This window comes from Pararhizobium arenae (genome assembly GCF_001931685.1).
Lineage (GTDB): Bacteria > Pseudomonadota > Alphaproteobacteria > Rhizobiales > Rhizobiaceae > Pararhizobium > Pararhizobium arenae.
The window spans coordinates 338,907-364,420 of sequence record NZ_MOOY01000006.1 but is presented as its reverse complement, the minus strand read 5'-3'; the positions used below and the strand labels follow the sequence as shown (position 1 = coordinate 364,420).

Here is a 25,514-nt window from a genome sequence, read left to right as displayed (position 1 = left end):
CTCATACCTTTCCCAGAAGACGATCGACCAGCGCCTTTACCTGCGCTCTGGCCGAATCAAGTCCGTGTCCGGTGTCGATGATATAATCTGCCTTCGCACGTTTTTGCGCGTCAGGCATCTGGCGCGACTGGATCAGTGCGAATTTTTCCGGCGTCATCCCCGGCCTTTTCAAGACACGGTCACGCTGTATTTCCAGATCGGCTGTCACAACGGCCACCGCATCAACCCGGCTTTCCCCGCCGGTCTCGTATAGCAGCGGGATATCCAACAGAACAAGCGGCGTCGCCAGCGCGCGATGGCGATCGATGAACGCCTTTTCCCGGTCCCGGACAAGGGGATGGATAATCGCCTCAAGGTCCTTGAAGCGCGTCGGATTTTCGGCAAGCAGCGCTGACAGTTTCGCCCGATCGACCTCACCGTTCGAAATGACACCCGGGAAAGCTTCGTCAATCGGCCCTACGGCGTCCCCTTTGTAGAGATCATGTACGACCGCATCGGCATCATTCACGGGAACGCCGAGTTCGGCAAACATCTCTGCCGTCGTCGACTTCCCCATGCCAATCGACCCGGTAAGACCCAGAATGATCATGCGTGAGCAGCCATGTCATCGATAATCAACTGGCGAAGGGCTGCATCAACGACGGGGCGTCTACCGAACCATTTTTCGAAACCGGGAACTGCCTGATGCAGCAACATGCCGAGACCGTCGACGATACGTAAACCCTGCGCTTCCGCTTGCCGAAGGATCGGCGTCTTGAGCGGTACATAGACAATATCGGTGACGACGGCATCCGTCCGCATCGAACTGAAATCGAGGTCCGGAACCTCTCCGCCATCCATTCCCAGCGATGTCGTGTTGATCAGCAATCCGGCGCCGGACATAACTTCGCGCAAAGCCTCCAGTGATTGCGCGTGAACCGCTGGGCCAAAGCGATCCGCCAACTCGCGTGCACGCGATACGGTGCGGTTCAGCACATGAATGGTCTTCACCCCACGGTCACGCACGGACTGAATGACGGCGCGGCTTGCTCCACCTGCGCCGAGGATGACGGCTGTCTCTACCCTATGCCATCCTGGTGCCAGCGCATCGAGATTGGCGGTGAAACCAATGCCGTCGGTATTCGTGGCATGCACGAGACCATCTTCCAACCACAGTGTATTGGCGGCACCGATTTCACTGGCAATATCGTCCGGCCGATCGGCCAGCGCAAAGGCAGCTTCCTTGTGCGGAATGGTAATGTTGCCGCCCTTGAAACCCGATGTCCCGCTTTTAAGATCGGAGATAAAGTCGGAAAACTTATCCGGAGTCACCTCTATTGTCCGATAGCTTCCCTGAAGATTCAGGTTCTTCAGCCAGTATCCATGGATCACCGGCGAGCGGGAATGCCGGATTGGATAGCCGGCGACAAAAGCGTGGTTAACAAATGTTTCACGTGAATCATCCATGGATGACGTCGAGCTCCCTGAGTTTTGCGAGCAGCGGCAGCATGGGCAAACCAAGGATGGTGAAGTAATCACCATCGATCTTCTCGAAAAGCTGAATGCCCTCGCCTTCGAGCTGATAGGCGCCGACACTCGATAGTGCTTTTTCTCCGACACGCGCGAGATGGTACGTGATGAAATCGTTCGTCAGCGGTCGGACTGTCAGCCGTGCGGAAGACAGATGTTGCCACAGCATTTCTCCATCACGGCAAAGGGCGATGGCGCTGTTCAGTTGATGGGTCTTGCCGGAAAGTGAAGCCAAATGTGCGTGGGCTTCCGGCATATCCTTTGGCTTGTGATAAACGCGGGCGCCCAACGACATGGTTTGGTCCGAGCCAATAACCACCGCACCTGGAAAGTGACGGGCAACATCGCGCGCCTTTTCCTTTGCCAGCTCAAGCGCGACATCTTCCGGAGCAGCACCTTCCGCCTCCAGCCGGGCATCAATTGCGCGCTCATCGATATCCGCTGACCGATGGCGAAAGGCGATACCGGCGTTCTCAAGGAGCATCCGTCGGAAGGGGCTTGCTGATGCAAGCACGAGAGAAGAAGTCATCGGTTCGGCCCAATAGTTTAATCGAGGTTTATCGCAGGCGCGGGCGAAGGGCAACGATCGCCGCCGCCGTCTCCTCGATCGAGCGGCGCGTGACGTCGATGATCGGCCAGTTGTTGCGCGCGCAGATCGATCTCGCGTATTTCAGCTCCTCCGCGATCGTAGCCCGATCGGTATAATCGTCGGCATGGAAACCCTGTGTCGCGCCCAGCACGCGGTTCTGTCGCACCTGGGAAATGCGATCCACCGTGGCGATCAGGCAAACGATTAGAGGTTTTGTCGCTTCCGCCAACCTTTCTGGCAGGGGTACATTTGGCACAATCGGTATATTGGCGGTCTTGATGCCACGATTGGCGAGATAGATGCTGGTCGGTGTTTTGGATGTGCGGCTGATACCAATCAGCACGACATCGGCTTCATTGAAATCTGCGGGAAGCTGGCCGTCGTCATGATCCATGGTGAAGTTCAAAGCTTCGATGCGCGCAAAATATTCCGCATTCATCACATGCTGCGCACCCGACCTCCGCCTTGACGTGGCGCCGAGATAGGTCTGGAAAATGTCGATGATCGGATCGAGCACGGAAACACAGGGGACACCCATCTCCTTGCACCGCAGATCGATAAGGTCGGCGAGTTCCCGATCGACGATCGTATAGAGCACGATGCCTGGAGCCCCATCGACGGCTTCCAGAACCTGCATCAGCTGCTTGCGTGTGCGGATCAGCGGATAAACGTGTTCCAAGGCGTGGGAAGCCTGAAACTGAGCGGCCGCAGCACGTCCTGCCGCGATGAGCGTTTCGCCGGTTGAGTCGGAAATAAGGTGCAGATGGAAATAGTTTTTGTGGTTCTCCACGCTATTCTCCGAGGCCTGTTGATAAAGCGGGACAGCGACAGGTAAAGGCGCGAGCCTCTCGAAGGCAAGGGGAAAACCCACGAGTTATTCACAATTGGCACTGCGGCGGCTTTCGGTTTTCGTGGGATGTGGAGAAGACTCATGCTTAGGGCAAAGTGTCACGTCTGTTCACAGGCTATCCACACATGCGAAGATATTGATGCGGACCGCATTTACCTGAATCCAATCGCCTTTTTCAGATATTCCCGGAGCATTCTCTGCAAGGCAAAATTTCTTCCCCACACACGTCATTGTTCCTGGCGATGTGGATGAAGGGTGGATGGATTTTAATCCTTGATAGTCACCGACTCTAAGAAATAGAAACCTTCAATATAGATTTTCTTTTAAGTTGGAGTGATGCGGTCGTGACTGCACTAGAACGCAAAGTGCTGCAGGTTTTGAATGGTGAGACCCTCTCTCCACCCCCGGTGTGGCTGATGCGCCAGGCTGGTCGCTATCTGCCGGAATATCGAGCAACGCGGCGGCAGGCAGGAAGTTTCCTCGATCTCTGTTATACGCCCGATATGGCCGTCGAGGTGACGTTGCAGCCGATCCGGCGTTATGGCTTTGATGCGGCTATTCTGTTTTCCGATATCCTGGTCATCCCGGATGCTCTGAGGCGTAACGTGCGCTTCGAGGAAGGGCACGGTCCACGAATGGACCCTATCGATGCCGAAGGTATCGCGCGGCTCGACCCTTTGCCTGTTTCGTCACACCTCAAGCCTGTGATCGAAACAGTGTCGCGCCTGCGCACCGAACTGCCTGGGGAGACAACATTGCTTGGCTTCTGCGGTGCTCCGTGGACGGTCGCGACCTACATGATCGCCGGCCACGGGACGCCCGACCAAGCCCCTGCCCGTCTCTTTGCCTATCGCTATCCCCAGGCCTTCGGCCGCTTGCTCGATTTGCTCGCGGATGTCTCTGCGGATTATCTGGTCGAGCAGCTTGATGCCGGCGCTGACGCGGTCCAGATTTTCGATTCCTGGGCCGGTGTGCTCGGTGAAGAGGAATTTGCGCGATACGCAGTCGAGCCCGTCAAACGCATGATCGCCAGCGTGCGTGCGCGGCGGCCGCAGGCCCGCATCATCGCGTTTGCCAAGGGTGCGGGCGTTCTCCTGAAGACCTATCGCCAGCAAACAGGTGCAGATGCAATCGGTCTCGACTGGTCAGTCCCGCTCAGCTTTGCAGCCGAATTGCAGAAGGATGGTCCTGTTCAGGGCAATCTCGATCCGATGCGGGTTGTCGCCGGCGGGAACTCCCTGGACGAGGGTATCGACCGTATTCTGGATCGGCTTGGCAATGGTCCGCTGATCTTCAATCTCGGCCATGGGATCACGCCGCAGGCTGATCCAGCGCATGTGACGCAGCTTTTGGCGCGTGTGCGTCGGGGTGGAGAAACGTCGTGAAGGCGGAACGGCAGACAGACAGTGCGCCGGGTCGGCGTGCAAGGGCGCGTGCCTTTATCGCCATAGGGATTTTTGCCGGGCTGCTGGCAGGGCTTTTCCTCTACAGGCCTGATAATCTCTATCTCTGGATCAAGGCGCTTCACATCATTGCCGTCATGTCCTGGATGGCTGCGCTCCTCTACATGCCGCGGCTTTTCATCTATCATACGGACGCGGAGATTGGCTCGCAGCAGTCCGAGACCTTCAAGATGATGGAACAGCGATTGCTGAAGGTTATCATGAACCCGGCAATGATGATTTCCTGGGGTCTTGGCCTCTATCTTGCCTGGAGCGTTTATGGTTTTCAGGGAGGCTGGCTGCACGCGAAGTTGCTTTTCGTCGTGCTGCTGACCGGTGTCCACGTGATGTTCAGTCGTTCGGTGCGTGCCTTCGCCGAGAACCGCAACACGCGAAGCGCCCGCTATTGGCGCCTAATGAACGAGGCGCCGACCCTGCTGATGATCGCAATCGTGATCATGGCGGTTGTCAAACCTTTTTAAAGAGGGCAGAAGTCCGAGATGAAATTACGGTTAAATCCGGTGAGGCCTCTTGCGGCGCACCGGGTGAATCGCTATTTTCGCGTCATCTCATCTTTTCGTGGCATGTGTAAAAGAGACGAGCCTGCCTCCTTCTCGCGCGGCTCCCCTTACCTAAAGCACGCCGACCTTCCATTCCGAACTGCTAAGTGTGGTCCCCCTTCATGGCTGAAATGAAGCTACAAGATTTGAAGAATAAAACCGCGACCGATCTGCTCGCTTTTGCCGAGTCGCTTGAAGTCGAAAACGCCAGCGTCATGCGCAAGCAGGAGCTGATGTTTGCAATCCTGAAGATGCTGGCAAGCCAGGATGTCGAGATCATCGGAGAAGGCGTGGTTGAAGTTCTTCAGGATGGCTTTGGTTTCCTTCGCTCGGCCAATGCCAACTATCTGCCTGGTCCGGACGACATTTATATTTCTCCTTCGCAGATCCGCCGGTTTTCGCTGAAGACGGGTGACACAGTCGAAGGTCCTATCCGGGGACCGAAGGAAGGCGAGCGGTATTTCGCGCTTCTCAAGGTCAACACCATCAACTTCGAAGACCCCGAGAAAATTCGCCATAAGGTCCATTTCGACAATCTGACGCCGCTCTACCCGAACGAGCGCTTCAAGATGGAACTGGAGATACCGACATCAAAGGATCTCTCCGCTCGGGTGATTGACCTGATCGCACCCCTCGGTAAAGGCCAGCGCGGTCTGATCGTCGCGCCGCCGCGCACGGGTAAAACCGTTCTCCTGCAGAACATCGCCCACTCGATCACCGCGAACCATCCGGAATGTTATCTGATCGTTCTTCTGATTGATGAGCGTCCGGAAGAAGTCACGGACATGCAGCGGTCGGTCAAGGGCGAGGTTGTTTCCTCTACCTTCGACGAACCGGCAACCCGGCACGTTCAGGTCGCGGAGATGGTGATCGAGAAGGCGAAGCGCCTTGTCGAGCACGGTCGTGACGTCGTGATCCTTCTGGATTCCATCACCCGCCTCGGCCGGGCCTATAACACCGTCGTTCCTTCATCCGGAAAGGTTCTGACCGGCGGTGTCGATGCGAACGCCCTGCAGCGCCCGAAACGTTTTTTCGGCGCGGCGCGCAACATTGAAGAAGGTGGTTCGCTCACGATTATTGCTACCGCACTCATCGATACCGGTAGCCGCATGGATGAAGTGATCTTCGAAGAGTTCAAGGGTACCGGCAACTCGGAAATCGTTCTGGACCGCAAGGTAGCGGATAAGCGCATCTTTCCGTCTATGGATATTCTTAAGTCTGGCACGCGCAAGGAAGATCTGCTCGTGCCGCGACAGGACCTGCAGAAGATTTTTGTCCTGCGCCGTATTCTGGCACCGATGGGGACGACCGATGCCATCGAGTTCCTGATCGACAAGCTGAAGCAGACCAAGACCAATGGCGACTTCTTCGACTCCATGAACACCTGAGCCTGGCTTGATAAGTGGATGGCGAAGCCCGACAGTGTTCGGGCTTTTTGCTTTTGAGTTTTTATCCGGATTCCACCTATATGGGTAAAGCGACCCAATAAGGTGAAATTGAAGACCATCTACGCCGGATAATTGGTTAGCTGGATTCAGGGAGCTGCGACAAGGCATGTCATGAGTTTCACAGATACGATCTACGCGCTGTCCTCGGGTGCCGTTCCCTCGGGCGTAGCTGTTATCAGAATCAGCGGCCAGGAGACGGTTGGTACTCTAAGGGCGCTCGTTGAACAGGTGCCTTTTCCGCGAACCAATGCCCTGAGGTCGATTCGCAGGCGAAACGGTGAATTCATCGATCAGGGTTTGGTTCTGTTTTTCAAAGGACCTGCCTCCTTTACGGGCGAGGATTGCGCAGAACTCCAAGTGCATGGCAGTCGAGCGGTGATCGACGCGCTGTTGCGGGAGTTGTCGGATCTTGGCTTGCGTCATGCCGAAGCTGGCGAGTTTTCGAGGCGTGCGTTCCATAACGGTAAGATGGATCTGATCGAGGTCGAAGGACTGGCCGATCTCTTGGCAGCTGAAACCGAGATGCAAAGGCGCTTGGCAACAGAACAATCGAGTGGACATCTCTCGCAGATTTACAATGGCTGGGCGAAGCGACTTTCGCACGCGCGGGCCATGATTGAAGCGGAACTCGATTTTGCAGACGAGGATGATGTTCCCGGATCTGTGGCGGACACTGTCTGGGCGGATATGGAACGTCTTCAGCGCGAAATTCAAACTCACCTGGAGGGCGCGCCTCTGGCTGAGCTGATCCGGGACGGCGTAAACGTTGTCATTGCCGGCGCACCGAACGCGGGAAAATCCAGTTTGATGAACGCTCTTGCTCAGCGAGACGTGGCTATCGTGACTGAAGTTGCCGGCACTACCAGAGACGTTCTGTCGGTCGAATTGTCTTTAGCCGGATTCATTATCAAACTCCATGACACGGCGGGGCTGCGCGATACGATTGATCCGGTTGAATCCGAAGGTATTCGCCGCGCCCGCGCGGTCGCTGCAAATGCTGATCTCGTGCTTTATTTGTCAGAATCGCCGGCTGGCTTTGAACAGATTGATACGATTACCACGCCGGTGCTTCGAGTCGGTACAAAGATTGATTCGCCTCGGCAGGTGTGGGATAACTTGGGCGCCGACGTCTTCATCTCCGTTAAAACGGGAGAAGGCGTTGATCATTTGGTTGACGCGATATCAGCACGCCTTCCAAGATTGACGGCCGGATCCAGTCTCGCGCTGCCATCGCGTCGCAGGCATGTGGACTGTCTTCGGCAAGCGTTGAAAGCAATTTCTGATAGTTTGTTGTCTGCCCCTCTTGGTATTGATATTCAAGCGGAACAATTGCGGCTGGCCAGCGAGGCGCTGGGTAGGATCACAGGTCGGGTCGATGTGGAAGATCTGCTCTCCATTATCTTCTCTGAATTTTGCATCGGCAAATAACAGGAATACAACGAAAACGAGTCCGGCTGGTTGTTTCACGTGAAACGATTCCAGATTCGTTATGGAGTTCGACATGAATAGTTTTGATGTCATTGTCATTGGCGGCGGGCATGCTGGGGTAGAGGCGGCGAGCGCGGCTGCGCGCCTTGGTGCGAAAACGGCGCTGGTAACGCATAAACGCGAGACGATCGGCGTCATGTCCTGCAATCCTGCAATCGGTGGATTGGGGAAAGGTCACTTGGTTCGCGAGGTTGATGCTTTCGACGGCCTGATGGGTCGCGTGGCGGACGCCGCTGGCATCCAGTTTCGTCTTCTAAACAGACGCAAAGGCCCGGCTGTTCGAGGTCCTAGAACTCAGGCCGACAGAAAACTGTACCGCCAGGCGATGCAGAGGGAGATATTTTCTACACCGAACCTTGAGGTGATCGAAGGTGATGCATTCGATCTGAAAATTCGCGATAATTGTGTAGCGGGTGTCATCCTTAAAGACGGGCGTGTTTATTCCGCCTCCAGTGTTGTTTTGACCACGGGAACATTCCTCCGAGGTTTGATCCATATCGGGAATAGGAAAATTCCAGCCGGGCGCCTTGGCGAAGAACCCTCGACAGGCCTGTCTGCTACTCTGGAGCGATTCAGTCTCAACCTAGGAAGGCTGAAGACGGGAACGCCTGCGCGTCTGGATGGCCGGACGGTGAATTGGGCGGCTGTAGGTCGTCAATCCGCCGACGAAGAACCTCACCCTTTTTCATTCATGACCGATCGCATTGAGACTCCGCAGATTGATTGCGGTGTCACGCGCACAACTGAGGCGACACACAAGATCATTTCCGAGAATATCGGTCGCTCCGCGATGTACTCTGGCCAGATTGAGGGCGTGGGCCCACGCTACTGCCCTTCTATCGAAGACAAGATCGTCAAGTTCGGAGAACGTGACGGGCATCAGATTTTTCTAGAACCTGAGGGGCTTGATGATCATACGATCTACCCCAACGGCATTTCCACATCGTTGCCGGAGGACGTCCAAGAGGCGTTTATCCGCACAATTCCGGGGCTCGAAAAGGTCTCTATTCTGCAGCCCGGATACGCTATCGAATATGATCATGTCGATCCCAGGGAATTAAGCCTGAGCCTCGAGGTTCGAAAACTGCCGGGTCTTTTTCTTGCCGGACAAATCAACGGCACGACAGGGTACGAGGAGGCCGCAGCCCAAGGCCTCGTTGCGGGTCTTAACGCGGCCCTTCGGCTCGCCAGACGATCTGAGTACACCTTCAGCCGTACCAATTCCTATATCGGGGTGATGATCGATGATCTTACGTCCCGTGGTGTCACAGAACCGTATCGCATGTTTACATCTCGTGCGGAATACCGCCTTTCCCTTCGCGCCGACAATGCTGACCAGCGCTTGACGCCCGAGGCAATCGCTCTAGGTTCGGTGTCCCAAGCCCGTCACTCAAAGTTCCAACACTGGAACGAAGCATTTCACGCTGCCAAGTCGCTTTTGGGAGAATTGAAACTCACGCCCAACGAGGCTGCGTCCCATGGATTGAAAATCAATCATGACGGTCAGAGACGGTCGGCGTATGAATTGCTGTCTTATCCCGAGCATTCTTTTGAAACTTTTGTCCGGGCTTGGCCGGAGCTTGCCACTGTAGACAGGAAATTGGCAGAGGCGTTGGAGATCGATGCGAAGTACGCAGTTTATATGTCGAGACAATCCACGGATATTTTAGCTGTGAAGCGTGAAGAAGGTCGTACAATCCCCGCAGGTTTCGATTTTTCATCGTTACCTGGTTTGTCGATTGAGTTGCAGCAGAAGCTCAATGCGGCAAGACCAGCGAATATCGCGCAAGCGATGAAAGTCGATGGGATGACGCCTTCCGCGATTTCTTTGCTTCTCACAGTTTTGAAGAAATCCGAGATCGCGGCGAGTTCGAAGGTGGCATTGCAATGAATGCGAGTCTTGAGAGGCTTCCTAACGGGCTACGTGTTTCACGTGAAACCACAGAGAAGCTTCAGCACTTTGCGGAGCTGTTCCGGAAATGGGCCAAATCCATCAATCTGGTTGCGCCTTCAACGATGTCGGATCTTGACTCGCGACACATCGTTGACAGCATGCAGATATACAATCTCTTTCCGGGTCCGAAACGATGGATCGATCTGGGTAGCGGGGGCGGATTTCCTGGAATCATCACCGCCATCCTGATGAGCGAGTTGGAGGATGGATGGGTCCATCTGGTTGAAAGCAACAACAAGAAAGCTGCATTCCTCCGGGTAGCACTTATTGAAACGGGGGCCAGAGGCTCTGTTCACCCCGTTCGCATCGAGGATGCCCCGAAACTCGTCGAACACTGCGACGCGATCTCGGCACGGGCGCTTGCCGACCTGCCGCAGCTGCTCAATTACGTCAGCCCTTGGATGCTTGAGCACGCGGCAGTGCGCGCTTTTTTCCACAAAGGCCGGGATTATCAGCAGGAGATCGACAAAGCCGTTGGTCGGTTCGATTTCGATCTGGTAAAACATTCAAGCGTTGTCGAGAAAGATTCTGTGGTTCTCGAGATCGCTCATCTCTCGCGCAAACAATAACGGCGGCGGTACGCGCACATGCTCGTTGAAAAGAACCGGATTATCACCATTGCCAACCAAAAAGGCGGGGTCGGTAAAACGACCACGGCTATCAACCTGGCAACGGCCCTTGCGGCAATCGGTGAGCGAGTATTGATTGTCGATCTGGACCCGCAGGGAAATGCCAGCACAGGGCTTGGAATCCAAAGGCGCGACCGGCGCCTGTCGTCCTACGAGCTCATGACGGGAACGAACGGGATCGATGAGATCGTCCAGGAAACGGCCGTACCCAATCTGTCGATCATCCCTTCAACGATGGACCTTTTGGGCGTGGAGATGGAAATCTCTCAGGAGAATGATCGGGTATTCCGACTTCGCAAGGCGTTGGCCTCACCTGCCGCGCTATCATATTCGTATGTATTGGTGGATTGCCCGCCTTCCTTCAACCTCTTGACGATGAACGCTATGGCGGCTGCCCATTCGGTTCTGGTGCCACTTCAATGCGAGTTTTTTGCCCTTGAGGGCCTCAGTCAGCTTCTTGAGACGGTCGATCAGGTCCGGCGTTCGGTTAATCCTACGCTCGACATACAGGGTATCGTTCTCACGATGTTCGATTCCCGCAACAATCTGGCTCAGCAAGTGGTCAGTGACGTCCGCACGCATTTGGGCGACAAGGTATATCACACGCTGATACCGAGGAACGTCCGCGTGTCGGAAGCTCCGTCTTATGGCAAACCCGCCATCCTTTACGATCTCAAATGCGCCGGTAGCCAAGCCTATCTTCAACTGGCCTCTGAGGTTATCCAGCGGGAACGACAGCGCAAAGCCGCGTGATCGATTCGAATCCGTAACGACATTGTGTGAGTACCGTTATGAATGATGACAATTCAAGAAGGCGCCTGGGTCGTGGACTTGCGGCGTTGATCGGTGAAATGGATCAGCCGTTGACGCCGGATGCGCCGGCGAAGCCGGTCAATGCCGATCGCCGCGTTCCTATAGAGTTTGTGACCCGAAACCCGCGCAATCCCCGCCGCAGCTTCGATGAAGCTGAATTGCAGGATCTCGCAAGCTCCATTCGCCAGCACGGTATTGTTCAGCCGGTGGTCGTTCGCACGCTTTCAGCGGATCGTTATGAGATCATCGCCGGCGAACGGCGCTGGCGGGCCGCGCAACTTGCCGGTTTCTCCGATATCCCTGTCATCGTTCGCGATGTGGATGATCGTACCGCTTTGGAAATTGCGATCGTCGAGAACGTGCAACGCTCCGACCTCAACCCGCTCGAAGAGGCGCTGGGTTATGAGCAACTGATTGCAGAGCATGGCTACACGCAGAACGATCTCGGCGAGATTATCGGTAAGAGCCGTAGCCATGTGGCGAACAGCCTGCGGCTGTTGAAATTGCCCGAGCCTGTTCGGAATCTCCTATCGTCCGGTACGCTGTCCGCGGGGCATGCGCGAGCGCTGATCCCGACATCCGATCCTGTCGCCTTGGCGCGTGCCGTGGTGTCAAAGGGCATGTCTGTGCGCGATACGGAACGTCTGGCGCAGAACGACATCCGTGCCCAAAGCGATCCGAATTTTGGCAAACCTGCTCCCCGGCCCGAAAAGGATGCGGACACGCTGGCGCTTGAGCGTACGCTGACCGACAGCCTGGGACTGGACGTCACGGTGAACCACAAAGCCTCTGGCGGGTTTCTGCGGATCGACTACAAAACGCTGGAGCAGCTGGAAGAAATATGTCGGCTTCTGGAACGCCGCTGATATTCATCCAATTTTATCTGACAAAGATGTTTTAAATCAATCGGTTATCGTTTTGCTGAGTGAAGGGTGATGGACAGCAAAGTCTGCATGGCGATGCTGTCCTCGAGGCTCTGACGCGCCCGGCTTTGATAGATCGCGGCGTTCAGTCGCGTGAGTTCCCGCTGAATTGCCGGCCCGGACCAATGCCGCAGGGCGGCCTCGACGAGAGGTTTGCGGCGAAAGTGCAGATGTCGTCCGCTCGTCGCCAGGACCTGACCGGGCTGCTGTTTCTTCTCGTCCATTTCCGAACGCATCACGTCGAGAAGCTGAAACTGTTTGAGACACGCCTGCAGAACCAGAAAAACTGCCGTCCTTGATGCGGTTATCTTCCGCAGTGCATGATTAAGGCCATCAGGGTCGCCTTTGAGAATTGCGTCTATGGCATCGTCGACGGAAATCGCGCTCGCGTCTCCCACTATGTCGATGATGTGTTCCTCTTCGACCATCGGCAAACCACGGCAGTACATCGCAAGCTTGCGGATCTCGTTTCGGGACGCGATCCTGTCGCCCCCAAGAGCTTCAACAAGCCTCTGTCGGGCTGCTGAGCTTATTCTGAGATTTTCCTGCCCGAGTTCCTGATCGATCAGGGCGTTAACGGCCCGCGCATCATCGGCGTAACAGGCGATGGCAACGATGCTTCGAGATGTCTCCGCAAGTTTCCGCAGGCTCGCGCCTTTTTTGAGGTCGCCGGCTTCAAGCAGCACGAAACTGTTGGTGGGCGGCTCTTTCGCCAGGAGCGCAAAGCCGTCAATCAACGCCTTTTCGGTGCCGGCTGCGCGAAGCCAGACCAGCTTTTCCCCGCCGAACAATCCGATGGAATTGACTTCGTCGAGAAGACGACCGGGATTTTGCTGCAAATCTGATCCATCCAGCTTCTCAAGGGAGAAGGGATCGTCAAGAGCAACACCCGTTTGCTTTGCGATCTGCCCTGCCCGCTCGGACACAAGTCCGCGGTCGGGCCCGTAGATCACGAAAATCCGGACGCTCAACGGCTTCTGAAGGAAGCCGTCAAACTCGTGGGACTTGACTTCGGTCACCGGGACTAGCGACCAAGCGCTGCGGCGAGATCCGCTCTGATAATTTCCGCAAGCTCGCGTGCTGCGCGATTTTCGGCGTCACGGATAGCGCGGAGCTTGGCGAATTCCTGGTCAGGAAAATCAACAAGAGCCACTGCTCTGCGGTTTCCGGATTTCACCGTCTGTCCCGTATCGGCGCGGGAAAGATTGTAGTCGGCGGTGACTGTGACGCGCCCCGCATCCGCGGTGTCGGCTTCGTCCGTCTCGTAGAGTACGCCGGTCACCGTACGCGTCACATTCAAAGCCAGTTTATATTCGGCATTGGCCGGTTCGCCTGCGCCACCCGCTACGAGGAATATAAGCCTGTTGCGAACCTCCTGGCCGACCCTGTCTTCGGCTTCGGATACTTCGATAGATGCGAGCTTCTGAGCGGGAGCGCCGGTCGCTCCTTCGGAATAGAGCGGTCGCACCTGGCAACCAGCGATCGCGCCAAACATGGCGACGATTGCAGCCAGACGGGTTACAGACCGGGCTTTATCAGACAACGACATTCACGATCCTCTGCGGCACGACGATGATTTTCTTCGGGCTCTGGCCGTTCAGGGCTGCCTGGACGGCCTCCAGGGCGAGGACAGCGCTTTGAACCGCAATCTGATCCGCATCACGCGCGATTGTCAAATCCGCGCGCTTCTTACCATTGATCTGCACAGGCAGCGTGATTTCGTTCTCGGCAACCAGATCTTCGTCATAGGCAGGCCAGAGCGACTGCGCGATCAAGCCGTTGCCGCCGATCTCCCGCCAGCATTCCTCTGCAAGGTGCGGCATCATCGGTGCGATCATGTGGATGAGGATGGTCACCGCATCCTTGACAGCACTTACAGTGTCGTCGTCAGCCCGACCCGCAGCAACCTGCGTGAGCGGCGATGCCAGGGCATTGACCAGCTCATAGAGACGAGCAACCGCCTTGTTGAAAGCAAGCTTCTCATAGTCAGCTTCAACCGCCTTAAGGGTCTTGTGGGTGATCTGGGATATCTCCCGCGCTGCTCCGGTCTTTGCCGGGCGGGCATCCGCCTGTTTCAACGCTGGCGCAGCTTCCGAGATCAGGCGCCAGGCACGCTGCACGAACCGATGAGACCCTTCCACGCCGGCTTCAGACCAGATGACATCACGGTCCGGCGGTGAATCGGAGAGCACGAAGAAGCGCGCCGTGTCTGCGCCGTAGGAGCCGATGATATCGTCGGGATCGACGACGTTTTTCTTCGACTTCGACATTTTCTCGATCGAACCGATCTTAATCTTTTCACCCGTCTCGACGTGGGTGGCGATGCGTGTTCCTTCAATTTCCTCAATGCGGATTTCCGCCGGCGTGATCCACTCGCGCTGAGCGCCCTCACCGCGGCTGTAGGTTTCATGAACCACCATGCCTTGGGTGAACAGGCCCTTGAACGGTTCATCCAGCGCCACATGCCCCGTAGCCTTCATTGCCCGGGTAAAGAACCGCGAGTACAGCAAGTGCAGGATCGCGTGCTCGATGCCGCCGATATACTGGTCCACAGGCAGCCAGTGGCTGGCGACCTTCGGGTCCGTCGGCTTGTCCTCCCACGGTGCGGTAAAGCGTGTGAAATACCAGGAGGAATCGACAAAGGTGTCCATCGTATCTGTTTCGCGACGGGCATCCTTGGCGCATTGTGGGCATGCGACATGCCGCCAGGTGGGGTGGCGGTCAAGCGGGTTACCCGGCTTGTCGAATGTGACATCATCCGGCAGCTTGACCGGCAAATCCTGCTTGGGAACGGGCACCACGCCGCAATCGTCACAGTGAATGACGGGGATCGGACAACCCCAGTAGCGTTGACGCGAGATGCCCCAGTCACGGAGGCGGAAGTTCACCTTGCGCTCGGCCTGCGGTAACCCGCCGATCTCTTTGCTTTCAAGGGTCGCGGCAACTTTCCCGAAGGCTTCTTCCGTTGAAAGGCCGTCAAGGAAGCGCGAGTTGATCATCACGCCATCGCCGACATAAGCTTCATCACCGATCGTGAAACTCGCCGCGTCTCCATCCTTTGGCATAACGACGGGGACGACGGGAAGGTTATATTTGCGGGCGAAATCCAGGTCGCGCTGGTCACCGGAGGGGCAACCGAAGATGGCGCCGGTGCCGTAGTCCATCAAGACGAAGTTTGCCACATAGACCGGCAGTTCCCAGCTGGGATCCAGCGGATGCCTCACCCGGATTCCGGTGTCGATGCCCTTCTTCTCAGCAGTTTCCAAAGCGGCGAGCGAGGTGCCTGCGCGGCGGCATTCGTCACAGAACTCGGCGATCTCGGCATTACCGGACGCAACTTGACGAGCAAGCGGATGATCAGCCGCAATCGCCAGGAACGAGGCCCCAAAAAGCGTATCGGGACGTGTCGTATAGACCGTCACTTCCTTTTCGTCGGTGCTCGCTGGAGCGCCCGCGATTTCCCAACGAATGGTCAGGCCTTCCGAACGGCCGATCCAGTTGCGCTGCATCAGACGCACTTTTTCCGGCCACTGGTCGAGCGTATCAAGCGAATCCAGCAAATCCTGGCTGAAATCGGTGATGCGGAAGAACCATTGCGTGAGTTCACGCTGTTCGACAAGCGCTCCGGAACGCCAGCCGCGGCCGTCGATGACCTGCTCGTTGGCAAGGACAGTATGATCGACCGGATCCCAGTTGACCTTCGACTGCTTACGATAGACCAGGCCTTTCTCGAGAAAGTCCAGGAACAGGTACTGCTGACGCTGATAATACTCCACGTCGCAGGTCGCGAATTCGCGGCTCCAGTCGAGCGACAGACCCATGACCTTGAGCTGCGCTTTCATGGAGGCGATGTTCTGGTAAGTCCATGAAGCGGGATGCACGCCTCGTTCCATGGCCGCGTTTTCCGCCGGCATGCCAAAAGCATCCCAGCCCATCGGGTGCAGAACATTGTAACCACGGGCGCGCTTGTAGCGGGCAACCACATCGCCCATCGCATAGTTGCGCACGTGGCCCATGTGAATGCGACCGGACGGATACGGGAACATCTCAAGCACGTAGTATTTTTCGCGCGGGTCGTCGTTGTCCGTCAGATAGACGTTGTTTTTGTCCCATTCCTGCTGCCAGCGGGGCTCGGCATCGCGCGGATTATAACGTTCGGTGGCCATGAGATGATGTTCCGGAAATTGAGCGGGCAATCGCCCTTCGATATTTGGGCTGACCTTCACCATGAAACGAAGGTAGCGTCAAGTTTTTGAGGCATTTGCGGCAAAACTTTGGGGCTTGGCGGCCCCGTTCATGCCCGTTCCCTTGGCAGGGAAGTTGGCTTTCGCTATCTGGTCGATAGACCTTGCTGGAACGAGGCAAGGACGCAACCCGACAACGGAGACGGAACCATGGACGTGACCGAGAGGCTAAACGAAGTTCTGAGCCGGATTCGGAATGCCGAACTCTATGCCGGAAGGGCTGAACGGTCGGCAGCACTGGTTGCGGTGTCGAAAACCTTCGATGCAGATGCAATTCGCCCCGTCATCGCGGCCGGACAGCGTATTTTCGGCGAGAACCGGGTGCAGGAGGCACAGAGCAAATGGCCCGAGCTTAAAAGCGAAACACCGGGGCTTGAGCTTCACCTGATCGGCCCGTTGCAGTCCAACAAGGCTGCCGATGCCGTGGCGCTGTTCGATGTTATCGAAACGATCGATCGGGAGAAAATCGCCCGCGCGGTGGCCGAAGAAATGCGCAAGCAGCAGCGGATACTGCGTCTCTATGTTCAGGTGAACACGGGTCTAGAGCCACAAAAGGCCGGCATCACTCCCGCCGAGACCGAGGCTTTTGTTGCTCTTTGCAGAGACACGATCGGGATCGAGATAGAGGGGCTGATGTGTATCCCGCCGGCGGAGGAAAATCCGGGGCCGCATTTCGCCCTTTTGTCGAAACTTGCAGCGCGTTGCAGCCTGGGGCGTCTGTCCATGGGCATGTCGGGAGATTTCGAGACGGCCATCGAGTTCGGCGCGACGAGTGTGCGTGTCGGTTCCGCGATTTTCGGCACGCGATAGACCCTTTTAGGCTTTCGTCTGGCTTCTCTGGAGCCAGTCGTTCTCCTAGTCTCGCGAGCGAGGAGCCGATCATATCGGCGGGACGGGAGGAAACGGCCATGGTAACCGGCTATCATGCCACCTATTCGGCATGGAATGAGGACAAGAATGCCTTCTGGGCAAAAGCTGCCGAGGAGATCGACTGGTATTGCAGGCCGTCTCGGGTCTTCGATGGCGATCTCGGCGTTTATGGCCATTGGTTCCCCGACGGTGTAACCAACACCTGCTACAATTGCTTGGACAGGCACGTCGAGGCTGGTCATGGTGATCGCAACGCCCTGATCTACGATAGCCCTGTGACTGGCACTGTCCGCTGTTTCACGTATGCGCAGATGTTGGCCGAGGTCGAGGCTTTGGCTGCCGTCTATCTCGATCTGGGCCTCGTCAAGGGGGATCGCATTGTCATCTACATGCCGATGATCCCGGAAGCGGTGTTCGCCATGCTGGCAGCCGCGCGGATCGGCGCGGTGCATTCCGTGGTGTTCGGCGGATTTGCCGCCAACGAACTTGCTGTACGCATCGATGATACAGCGGCAAAGCTCGTGGTGTCGGCGAGTTGCGGCATCGAAAGCGGCCGACCCGTTGCCTACAAGCCGCTGCTGGACGCAGCCATAGCGTTCAGTAGCCACAAGCCGAAGCGTTGCCTTATTCTTCAGAGACAGCCGTTGGCAGCGAACATGGACGATAGCATGGATATCGATCTGGCAGCGGCGGTGAGTGCTGCGCGCGGACAATCGGTTCCCTGCGCAAGGGTGAATGCGAACGATCCGCTTTATATCCTTTATACGTCGGGCACGACCGGCCAGCCCAAGGGCATCGTGCGCGACAATGGCGGCCACATGGTTGCACTACGATGGTCCCTTCCGAACATATTCGGCATTGGCCCAGGGGATGTCTTCTGGGCTGCCTCCGATATCGGTTGGGTGGTCGGTCATTCCTACATCGTGTATGCGCCGCTTCTGACCGGCAGCACGACGATCCTCTACGAAGGAAAACCGGTTGGCACGCCGGATGCCGGGGCGTTCTGGCGGGTCATCGCGGATCACAAGGTCTCTGTTCTTTTCACCGCGCCGACGGCCTTGCGGGCGATCCGCAAGGAAGACCCCGATGGGCTTCAGGCAAAACGTGAGGATCTTTCCAGTTTCAAGGCATTGTTTCTCGCCGGCGAAAGAGCAGATCCGGACACGGTTCAATGGGCAGAATCGATCTTGGGGACAGCAGTGATCGACAACTGGTGGCAAACCGAGACGGGCTGGCCGATTGCCGCAAATCCAATCGGTCTGGATCTGCTGCCGGTGAAACATGGCTCCGCGGCGGTTCCGATGCCTGGCTACACCGTTCGCGTGCTGGATGACGCAGGCCATCTGCTGCCGGCTGGCACGCTCGGCAATATCGTTATCGAACTTCCCCTGCCGCCCGGTTGCCTCCCAACGTTCTGGAACGCGGACGAGCGTTTTCGCACTGCCTGTCTGTCGGAGTTTCCCGGGTATTACCGAACCGCCGATGCTGGCTACATTGATGATGACGGCTACATTTTCATCATGTCGCGCACGGACGACATCATCAATGTCGCGGGTCATCGCCTCTCAACGGGTTCGATGGAGGAAATCTGCGCAAGCCACGCCGATGTTGCGGAATGCGCGGTGATCGGGATCGCCGATCCGATCAAGGGGCAGGTGCCGGCCGGATTTCTGGTCGTGAACGCCAATGTTACGCGCGATACGGCAGAAATAGAGCGGGAGGTGATCGGGCTGGTGCGGGATCGCCTCGGGCCGGTGGCTGCATTTAAGACGGCAATCTGCGTCAAGCGGCTGCCAAAGACCAGATCCGGCAAGATTTTGCGCGGAACGATGCAAAAGATTGCGGATCGCGAGAGTTGGAAGATGCCGGCAACGATAGACGACCCGGCCGTGCTCGACGAAATTACCGCGGCGCTCAATGCGCGCGGGATCGGCGTCGCTTAATCAAAGCTATCGGCAAAGAAAAACCCGGGCTCGTCTGAGCCCGGGTTTCGTGACTGGCAAGCGATTGTGCGCCTGCTCTCAATAGTCGTCGTCTTCGTCGTCCTTGCGGTCGGACTTCAGCGACTTGAGCTTGGCGAAAACGGCGTCGGCGTCCATTTCCTTCTCTTCCTCACGCTCGTAGGAGAAGCCGAGCTTTTCGGTTTCCTGCGAGGATTCGAGGGTGGCGCCGAGTTCGGCTGCGGTCGGCAGCGGTCGGCCCTTGGAGGCGCGTTCGACTTCGAGGTCGAGGTCAATCTGTGTGCAGAGACCGAGCGTCACCGGATCCATGGCCGTCAGGTTGGTCGAGTTCCAGTGGGTGCGCTCACGAATCTGCTCGATAGTCGACTTTGTGGTGCCGACAAGGCGCGAAATCTGCGCGTCCTTGAGCTCCGGATGGTTGCGCACCAGCCAGAGAATAGCATTCGGGCGGTCCTGGCGCTTGGAAACCGGGGTATAGCGCGGGCCCTTGCGCTTGCTTTCAGGTACGCGAACCTTCGGCTCGGAAAGCTTCAGCCTGTGGTTCGGGTTGCCTTCGGCGCGAGCGATCTCGTCGCGCGACAGCTGGCCGGTTGCGATCGGATCCAGACCCTTGATGCCCTGGGCGGATTCACCGTCGGCAATTGCCTTGACTTCCAGCGGATGCAATTTGCAGAATTGCGCGATCTGGTCGAACGACAGGGCAGTATTGTCAACAAGCCAGACGGCCGTCGCCTTGGGCATAAGCAGTTGTTGAGCCATGGATATAGTCCTTCTGTCCGCCGCGCCGGTGTCGCGGGCCGTGGGGTGTAACCACTGATTTCCGGGAAATGAGCGCTTCTATACCTGCGTCGTCGCAGAAATGCAATTCTTCTTGAACAAATGACCTTTTGTCTAATTGCCGCTGTGGTTTGACCTGATAAGAATGGCGCCCGGAGCATGGCGCGCACTGGGAGATGTGCCGCCGACAATCGCCTGCGCAGGGAGGAAACTGCATGTCCGCCAAGATCTATCCGGTTCTGAAATCCGCCAAGAGCCGTGCGTTGATCGACAACGACACCTATCAGAAATGGTATCGCGAAAGCGTCGAAAATCCCGAGCGTTTCTGGGACAAGCACGGCATGCGCATCGACTGGTTCAAGCCCTATACCAAGGTCAAGAATACGTCGTTTACCGGCAAGGTCTCGATCAAATGGTTCGAGGACGGCATCACCAATGTTTCCTATAACTGTATTGATCGCCACCTGAAGACCCACGGCGATCAGGTTGCCATCATCTGGGAAGGCGACAATCCCTATATCGACAAGAAGATCACCTACAACGAGCTTCACGAGCAGGTGTGCCGTCTCGCCAATGTCATGAAGAAACACGGCGTCAAGAAGGGCGACCGGGTTACGATCTACATGCCCATGGTGCCGGAAGCGACCTATGCGATGCTTGCCTGCGCGCGTATCGGCGCGATCCATTCCGTTGTTTTCGGCGGGTTTTCACCGGATGCGCTTGCCGGCCGCATCGTCGATTGCGAATCCACCTTTGTTATCACCTGCGACGAAGGGGTACGCGGCGGCAAGCCGGTGCCGCTCAAGGAAAACACCGACACGGCGATCGATATCGCCGCCAAGCAGCATGTGATCGTCAACAAGGTGCTTGTGGTGCGCCGCACCGGCGGCAAGACCGGCTGGGCACCCGGTCGCGACCTCTGGTACCATCAGGAAACGGCGAGCGTTCCGCGCGATTGCCCACCGGCACGCATGAAGGCGGAGGATCCTCTTTTCATTCTCTACACGTCCGGTTCAACCGGCAAGCCGAAGGGTGTGCTGCACACGACGGGTGGCTATCTGGTCTATGCTTCGATGACCCACAAATACGTCTTCGATTATCACGAAGGCGATATCTACTGGTGTACGGCCGATGTCGGCTGGGTGACGGGGCATTCCTACATCGTTTATGGGCCGCTTGCGAACCGTGCGACGACGGTCATGTTCGAGGGCGTGCCGAATTTCCCGGATGCCGGCCGTTTCTGGGAGATCGTTGACAAGCACAAGGTCAATATCTTCTACACCGCGCCAACGGCGATCCGCGCGCTGATGGGGGCTGGCGACGCTTTCGTGAAGCGCTCGGCGCGCTCGTCCCTGCGTCTGCTGGGTTCTGTCGGAGAGCCCATCAATCCGGAAGCCTGGGAATGGTATTACAACGTTGTCGGCGACGCCCGTTGCCCTATCGTCGATACCTGGTGGCAAACGGAAACAGGCGGTATCCTGATCACCCCTCTTCCGGGCGCGACAGACCTCAAGCCGGGTTCGGCGACCCGCCCGTTCTTCGGTGTCAAGCCGCAGCTGGTAGACAATGAGGGCGGGGTTCTCGAAGGCGCCGCCGACGGTAATCTTTGCATCGTCGACAGCTGGCCGGGCCAGATGCGCACGATCTATGGTGATCATGCTCGTTTTGCCCAGACCTACTTCTCGACCTACAAGGGCAAGTACTTCACCGGCGACGGATGCCGCCGCGATGAGGACGGTTACTATTGGATCACCGGCCGCGTGGATGACGTCCTCAACGTGTCGGGTCATCGGCTCGGCACAGCGGAAGTCGAATCCGCGCTCGTGTCGCATCATCTCGTGTCCGAAGCCGCGGTGGTCGGCTATCCGCATAACCTCAAGGGTCAAGGTATATACTGCTATGTTTCCCTGATGGCCGGCGAAGTCGGTACTGACGACTTGCGGCAGGATCTTATCAAGCATGTCCGCAAAGAGATCGGGCCCATTGCAACGCCGGACAAGATCCAATTCGCGCCCGGCCTGCCGAAAACCCGGTCCGGCAAGATCATGCGGCGTATCCTGCGCAAGATCGCCGAGGACGATTTCGCTTCGCTCGGCGATACCTCGACCCTTGCCGATCCGGCCGTCGTCGATGATCTGATCGCAAATCGCCAGAACAAGGCATAGCGTTTTGGGGCAAACCGGCGGGAAACCGCCGGTTTGTGCTATTTTATTGCCAGAAGCCACAGGATTGCGCGGTCTCAAGACGTTCCGCGTAGCTCGTGACAAATCCTGCCGAAAGAAGTTCCTGAGCCGGATTCCTCCCGTCTTCCAAAGCGACATCCGCCAATACTCGACCGAAATATTTGTCACCGGAAATGCGGGTCAAAAGCACAGTCCGGTTGCTGCCAAGCATCGTGATCAATGCGCGTTGGGCCTTCGTGCCCGCCTCTCGAATGGCATCGCATCTGGATTTGATCTCAGGCGCATCGATACCACGCAGCCGCACATAGACCTCAATGATCTGTTGCGGCCAAGGACGGGCTGCAACCAGTATCGTGTCGCCATCAACGACTTTCAGTACATCCGCTTTGACAGGGCCGGCAATCTCGGAAGACCAGCGCCCGGCGGCATTGGCGTGGGATTGACCCATCGACAAGGCGGCGAGGAGCAGGGAAAAGAGCGCACGGTTTGACATGAAAGGAAAATATTCCAAATCATCCGCTGCGACAACAGGAATTATTTCCTTTTAAAAATCGATAGCTCGACCGTTTATCTCCCAGTCTCCAAAGCGCGCGGGATCGGCGCCACCACGGCCACCCAGTTCTTTCGGCATTTCTATGGCCTTTGCCGCCTTGCGCCGCTCCTCGGCTTCTTGCAATGCCCGCTCGGCGGCTGGAGAGAGTTTGCGAGGAGGCTGCTGGTTGTCGTTATCGGGGCTCATGGAAACTCCGCTGCAATATTGAAGAAAAGCCGATGCCACCCCATCATATAGGTGATGGTTTCGCCGACGAAAACCGTGATTCACGTGAAACGTCGCGGCTCGAGATAGGAGTTTTCCATGAATGTGATCCGTACGGCAATGCTTCTCGCACTCATGACAGCGCTCTTCATGGCTGTTGGCTTCCTGATAGGCGGTCGGGGCGGCATGATGATCGCCTTTCTCGTCGCGGCCGGCATGAACATCTTTTCCTACTGGAACTCCGACAAGATGGTCCTGCGGATGTACAACGCTCAGGAGGTGGATGAGCGCAGCGCGCCCGAGTACTACGGTATCGTCCGCGACCTCGCGGCACGGGCAGGACTGCCGATGCCCCGCGTGTATGTGATCGACAGTCCCCAGCCAAACGCCTTCGCGACAGGCCGCAATCCGGAAAATGCCGCAGTCGCCGCTTCGACCGGCCTTCTGCAAGCGCTGAACTACGACGAGGTTGCCGGCGTCATGGCTCATGAGCTCGCCCATGTGCAGAACCGCGACACGCTGACCATGACCATCACGGCGACACTCGCTGGTGCTATCTCCATGCTGGGCAATTTTGCCTTCTTCTTTACCGGAAACCGGGAGAACAATAACCCGCTCGGTTTTATCGGCACCCTTGTGGCAATAATTGTTGCACCCCTCGCCGCCATGATCGTGCAGATGGCGATCAGTCGCACGCGCGAATATTCTGCCGATCGCCGCGGCGCCGAGATCTGCGGGAAGCCGTTGGCCCTGGCTTCGGCCTTGGCCAAGATTGCCGGAGCCGCCCACCGCATTCCCAATCAACAGGCCGAGCACAATCCGACCACCGCCCCGATGTTCATCATCAACCCCCTCTCCGGGGAGCGAATGGATAACCTGTTTTCGACGCACCCCAACACTGAAAACCGAATTGCGGCCCTTCAGCAGATGGCGCAGGAGATGAAGACGGTCTCGACGCCGCCTGCCACGCCTGATAAGCCCCTGCGCAAGTCGCGTTCCGTTCCCTCCGCAGGCTGGGGACGCGGCGGGTCCACGCCGCCAAAAGGTCCTTGGTCTTGAATTCTGATAAGCCTAAAAACGATTCGCGCTCGAAACGATCACGTAGTGGCGCTGACGCTACGGTTAACCATAGCGAGAAGCCCGGGCTGCGAGCACGGCAAGTCGCCGGAAAAATGCTGGCGGCTGTGATCGATAAAAAGACATCGCTTGATGGCATGCTTGATGCGACGAATGGCAACCCTGCCTATCGGGCACTCAACGAAGCAGATCGCGCGCTGGTACGCGCCATAACCAACTCGGCACTGCGACAACTGCCGCGCATCCAGGCCATGATCGGCTCGCTTTTATCGACGCCATTGCCAGAGGGTGCAAGGGCTTTGGAGCATGTGCTTGCTGTCGCTGCCGCTCAAATCCTCTATCTTGATGTTCCCGATCATTCAGCTGTCGATCTTGCGGTCGAACAGGCGCGAACCGATCCACGTAACAAGCGCTTCGCAAACTTGGTTAACGCGGTTTTAAGGCGTATGGCGCGCGAGAAGGAAACCTTGCTGGAAACGGTGGGTGCTCCGGTTTCGGTTGTCCCGGCCTGGTTCCTGGAGCGCCTTGTCGCAGCCTACGGGGCCGATCATGCCGACCGGATCACCACATCCCTTTTAACGCCGGCGGCTATCGATCTCACGGTCAAGTCCGATGCTGAAGGTTGGGCCAAGCGGCTTACCGGCCGCGTTCTGCCGACGGGGTCCGTTCGTCTGGCGAGTTTTGACGGGGGTGTTCCGGCGCTGGACGGCTTCGAGGACGGTGAATGGTGGGTTCAGGATGCCGCAGCGTCGCTTCCTGTAAAGCTTTTCGGCCCGCTGCAGGGCAAACGCGTCGTTGATCTCTGCGCGGCTCCGGGTGGAAAGACCGCCCAACTTATTCTGGCAGGCGGTGAGGTAACCGCACTTGATCAATCCCGGAGCCGGCTGAAGCGGCTGGAAGCCAATCTTCAGCGACTTGGCATGAGGGCAGAGACGATCGAGAAAGACATGGCGACGTTCACCACGGAGGACCTGTTCGACGCGGCTCTCCTTGATGCCCCCTGCTCATCCACGGGCACGATCCGTCGCCATCCGGATGTTCTCTGGACCAAGGGCCCGGAGGATATTGCCAAGCTGGCAGCGTTGCAGGAGCGTTTGCTGCGCCATGCCTTGACGCTCGTGAAACCGGGCGGGATCGTTGTTTTCTCCAACTGTTCGCTTGATCCTAGCGAAGGCGAGGATGTCGTGCGGGCAGTTGTCGGTGCAGGGTTGTGCGAGCGTATCCCCATTCAGCCCTCGGATTGGCCCGGGTTGGAGCAGGCGATCACGAAGGATAGCGAGTTTCGAACGACTCCAGCGATGATTGCTGCTGAAGGGGTGTTCTCCGGCGGTGTTGACGGCTTTTATGCAGCTGTCCTGTCTCGAAAAGGATAACAATCCTTTCAAAGACAAGTTGTCTGTCAACAGTCGATTGCTTCCACGTCGATTGACGTAGGAGGCT

23 protein-coding genes are annotated in these 25,514 nt (G+C 57.2%); 13 read left to right on the top strand and 10 right to left on the bottom strand.

From position 1 onward, the window contains the following. Position 1: 1 nt before the first annotated feature. The 4 genes from coaE to BLX89_RS15725 are packed head-to-tail and all read right to left on the bottom strand — an operon-like array spanning position 2 to position 2,888. Entirely contained in the window at positions 2-589 is a 588-nt protein-coding gene (coaE, locus tag BLX89_RS15740) for a dephospho-CoA kinase (protein WP_075291885.1), read from the bottom strand. Continuing rightward, positions 586-1,446: a shikimate dehydrogenase gene (locus BLX89_RS15735; protein ID WP_075291884.1), complete on the bottom strand. Its 861-nt coding sequence runs from the start codon at positions 1,444-1,446 to the stop codon at positions 586-588. Before BLX89_RS15735 ends, coaE begins: the two co-directional genes overlap by 4 nt. Beyond that, a complete protein-coding gene (locus BLX89_RS15730; RefSeq protein WP_075291883.1) occupies positions 1,439-2,038 on the bottom strand; it encodes a Maf-like protein in 600 nt (199 codons plus the stop codon). Before BLX89_RS15730 ends, BLX89_RS15735 begins: the two co-directional genes overlap by 8 nt. 28 nt (positions 2,039-2,066) lie before the next feature. Then, a complete protein-coding gene (locus BLX89_RS15725; RefSeq protein ID WP_075291882.1) occupies positions 2,067-2,888 on the bottom strand; it encodes a pyruvate, water dikinase regulatory protein in 822 nt (273 codons plus the stop codon). Between the two features lie 404 nt (positions 2,889-3,292). Between BLX89_RS15725 and hemE the strand changes: the two genes are divergently transcribed. The 8 genes from hemE to BLX89_RS15685 all read left to right on the top strand — a co-directional run bounded on the left by hemE (position 3,293) and on the right by BLX89_RS15685 (position 12,148). Next, a complete protein-coding gene (gene hemE / locus BLX89_RS15720) occupies positions 3,293-4,333 on the top strand; it encodes a uroporphyrinogen decarboxylase (protein WP_075291881.1) in 1,041 nt (346 codons plus the stop codon). After that, positions 4,330-4,872, top strand: a complete 543-nt coding sequence (hemJ, locus tag BLX89_RS15715) for a protoporphyrinogen oxidase HemJ (RefSeq protein ID WP_075291880.1) — start codon at positions 4,330-4,332, stop codon at positions 4,870-4,872. Before hemE ends, hemJ begins: the two co-directional genes overlap by 4 nt. Positions 4,873-5,072: 200 nt before the next feature. Further along, entirely contained in the window at positions 5,073-6,338 is a 1,266-nt protein-coding gene (gene rho / locus BLX89_RS15710; RefSeq protein WP_143523641.1) for a transcription termination factor Rho, read from the top strand. Between the two features lie 171 nt (positions 6,339-6,509). Next, the gene (mnmE, locus tag BLX89_RS15705; RefSeq protein WP_075291879.1) at positions 6,510-7,826 is read left to right on the top strand and encodes a tRNA uridine-5-carboxymethylaminomethyl(34) synthesis GTPase MnmE; all 1,317 of its coding nucleotides are present in this window, start codon (positions 6,510-6,512) and stop codon (positions 7,824-7,826) included. A gap of 73 nt (positions 7,827-7,899) precedes the next feature. Then, positions 7,900-9,777, top strand: coding sequence for a tRNA uridine-5-carboxymethylaminomethyl(34) synthesis enzyme MnmG (gene mnmG, locus BLX89_RS15700; RefSeq protein WP_075291970.1), 1,878 nt, complete (start codon positions 7,900-7,902; stop codon positions 9,775-9,777). Continuing rightward, the gene (rsmG, locus tag BLX89_RS15695; protein ID WP_075291878.1) at positions 9,774-10,409 is read left to right on the top strand and encodes a 16S rRNA (guanine(527)-N(7))-methyltransferase RsmG; all 636 of its coding nucleotides are present in this window, start codon (positions 9,774-9,776) and stop codon (positions 10,407-10,409) included. Before mnmG ends, rsmG begins: the two co-directional genes overlap by 4 nt. Before the next feature lie 18 nt (positions 10,410-10,427). Continuing rightward, positions 10,428-11,222, top strand: a complete 795-nt coding sequence (locus tag BLX89_RS15690; RefSeq protein WP_075291877.1) for a ParA family protein — start codon at positions 10,428-10,430, stop codon at positions 11,220-11,222. A gap of 38 nt (positions 11,223-11,260) precedes the next feature. Continuing rightward, positions 11,261-12,148: a ParB/RepB/Spo0J family partition protein gene (locus BLX89_RS15685; protein ID WP_075291876.1), complete on the top strand. Its 888-nt coding sequence runs from the start codon at positions 11,261-11,263 to the stop codon at positions 12,146-12,148. A gap of 44 nt (positions 12,149-12,192) precedes the next feature. Here the strand turns inward: BLX89_RS15685 and holA are convergent, their stop codons facing one another. Genes holA through leuS form a run of 3 tightly spaced genes read right to left on the bottom strand, consistent with a single transcriptional unit; the run spans position 12,193 to position 16,371 of the window. Further along, complete coding sequence (holA, locus tag BLX89_RS15680; RefSeq protein ID WP_075291875.1) at positions 12,193-13,224, bottom strand: DNA polymerase III subunit delta; 1,032 nt, start codon at positions 13,222-13,224, stop codon at positions 12,193-12,195. A 5-nt stretch (positions 13,225-13,229) separates the two neighbouring features. Continuing rightward, positions 13,230-13,754, bottom strand: a complete 525-nt coding sequence (lptE, locus tag BLX89_RS15675; protein WP_075291874.1) for an LPS assembly lipoprotein LptE — start codon at positions 13,752-13,754, stop codon at positions 13,230-13,232. Continuing rightward, a complete protein-coding gene (gene leuS, locus BLX89_RS15670) occupies positions 13,741-16,371 on the bottom strand; it encodes a leucine--tRNA ligase (RefSeq protein ID WP_075291873.1) in 2,631 nt (876 codons plus the stop codon). The genes lptE and leuS overlap by 14 nt, the downstream gene beginning before the upstream one ends. 228 nt (positions 16,372-16,599) lie before the next feature. Between leuS and BLX89_RS15665 the strand changes: the two genes are divergently transcribed. Together BLX89_RS15665 and BLX89_RS15660 are read left to right on the top strand one after the other, a co-directional pair. Continuing rightward, on the top strand, positions 16,600-17,259 hold the full coding sequence (locus BLX89_RS15665) for a YggS family pyridoxal phosphate-dependent enzyme (protein ID WP_075291872.1): 660 nt from the start codon (positions 16,600-16,602) through the stop codon (positions 17,257-17,259). Positions 17,260-17,357: 98 nt separating this feature from the next. Continuing rightward, positions 17,358-19,262, top strand: a complete 1,905-nt coding sequence (locus tag BLX89_RS15660) for an AMP-binding protein (protein WP_075291871.1) — start codon at positions 17,358-17,360, stop codon at positions 19,260-19,262. Between the two features lie 78 nt (positions 19,263-19,340). Here the strand turns inward: BLX89_RS15660 and BLX89_RS15655 are convergent, their stop codons facing one another. Beyond that, entirely contained in the window at positions 19,341-20,039 is a 699-nt protein-coding gene (locus tag BLX89_RS15655; RefSeq protein ID WP_075291870.1) for a DUF1013 domain-containing protein, read from the bottom strand. 233 nt (positions 20,040-20,272) lie between these two features. Here BLX89_RS15655 and acs point away from each other — a divergent pair, with 233 nt between their 5' ends. After that, the gene (gene acs, locus BLX89_RS15650) at positions 20,273-22,222 is read left to right on the top strand and encodes an acetate--CoA ligase (protein WP_075291869.1); all 1,950 of its coding nucleotides are present in this window, start codon (positions 20,273-20,275) and stop codon (positions 22,220-22,222) included. Between the two features lie 43 nt (positions 22,223-22,265). Here acs and BLX89_RS15645 read toward each other — a convergent pair whose 3' ends face one another. Together BLX89_RS15645 and BLX89_RS15640 are read right to left on the bottom strand one after the other, a co-directional pair. Further along, positions 22,266-22,733 (bottom strand): thermonuclease family protein, encoded by a 468-nt coding sequence (locus BLX89_RS15645; protein WP_075291969.1) that lies wholly within the window; start codon positions 22,731-22,733, stop codon positions 22,266-22,268. 51 nt (positions 22,734-22,784) lie between these two features. Then, the gene (locus BLX89_RS15640; RefSeq protein WP_075291868.1) at positions 22,785-22,979 is read right to left on the bottom strand and encodes a DUF1674 domain-containing protein; all 195 of its coding nucleotides are present in this window, start codon (positions 22,977-22,979) and stop codon (positions 22,785-22,787) included. Between the two features lie 117 nt (positions 22,980-23,096). Here BLX89_RS15640 and htpX point away from each other — a divergent pair, with 117 nt between their 5' ends. Next, positions 23,097-24,056: a zinc metalloprotease HtpX gene (htpX, locus tag BLX89_RS15635; protein WP_075291867.1), complete on the top strand. Its 960-nt coding sequence runs from the start codon at positions 23,097-23,099 to the stop codon at positions 24,054-24,056. After that, on the top strand, positions 24,053-25,447 hold the full coding sequence (locus BLX89_RS15630; RefSeq protein WP_083637568.1) for an RsmB/NOP family class I SAM-dependent RNA methyltransferase: 1,395 nt from the start codon (positions 24,053-24,055) through the stop codon (positions 25,445-25,447). The genes htpX and BLX89_RS15630 overlap by 4 nt, the downstream gene beginning before the upstream one ends. Positions 25,448-25,514: the final 67 nt, after the last annotated feature.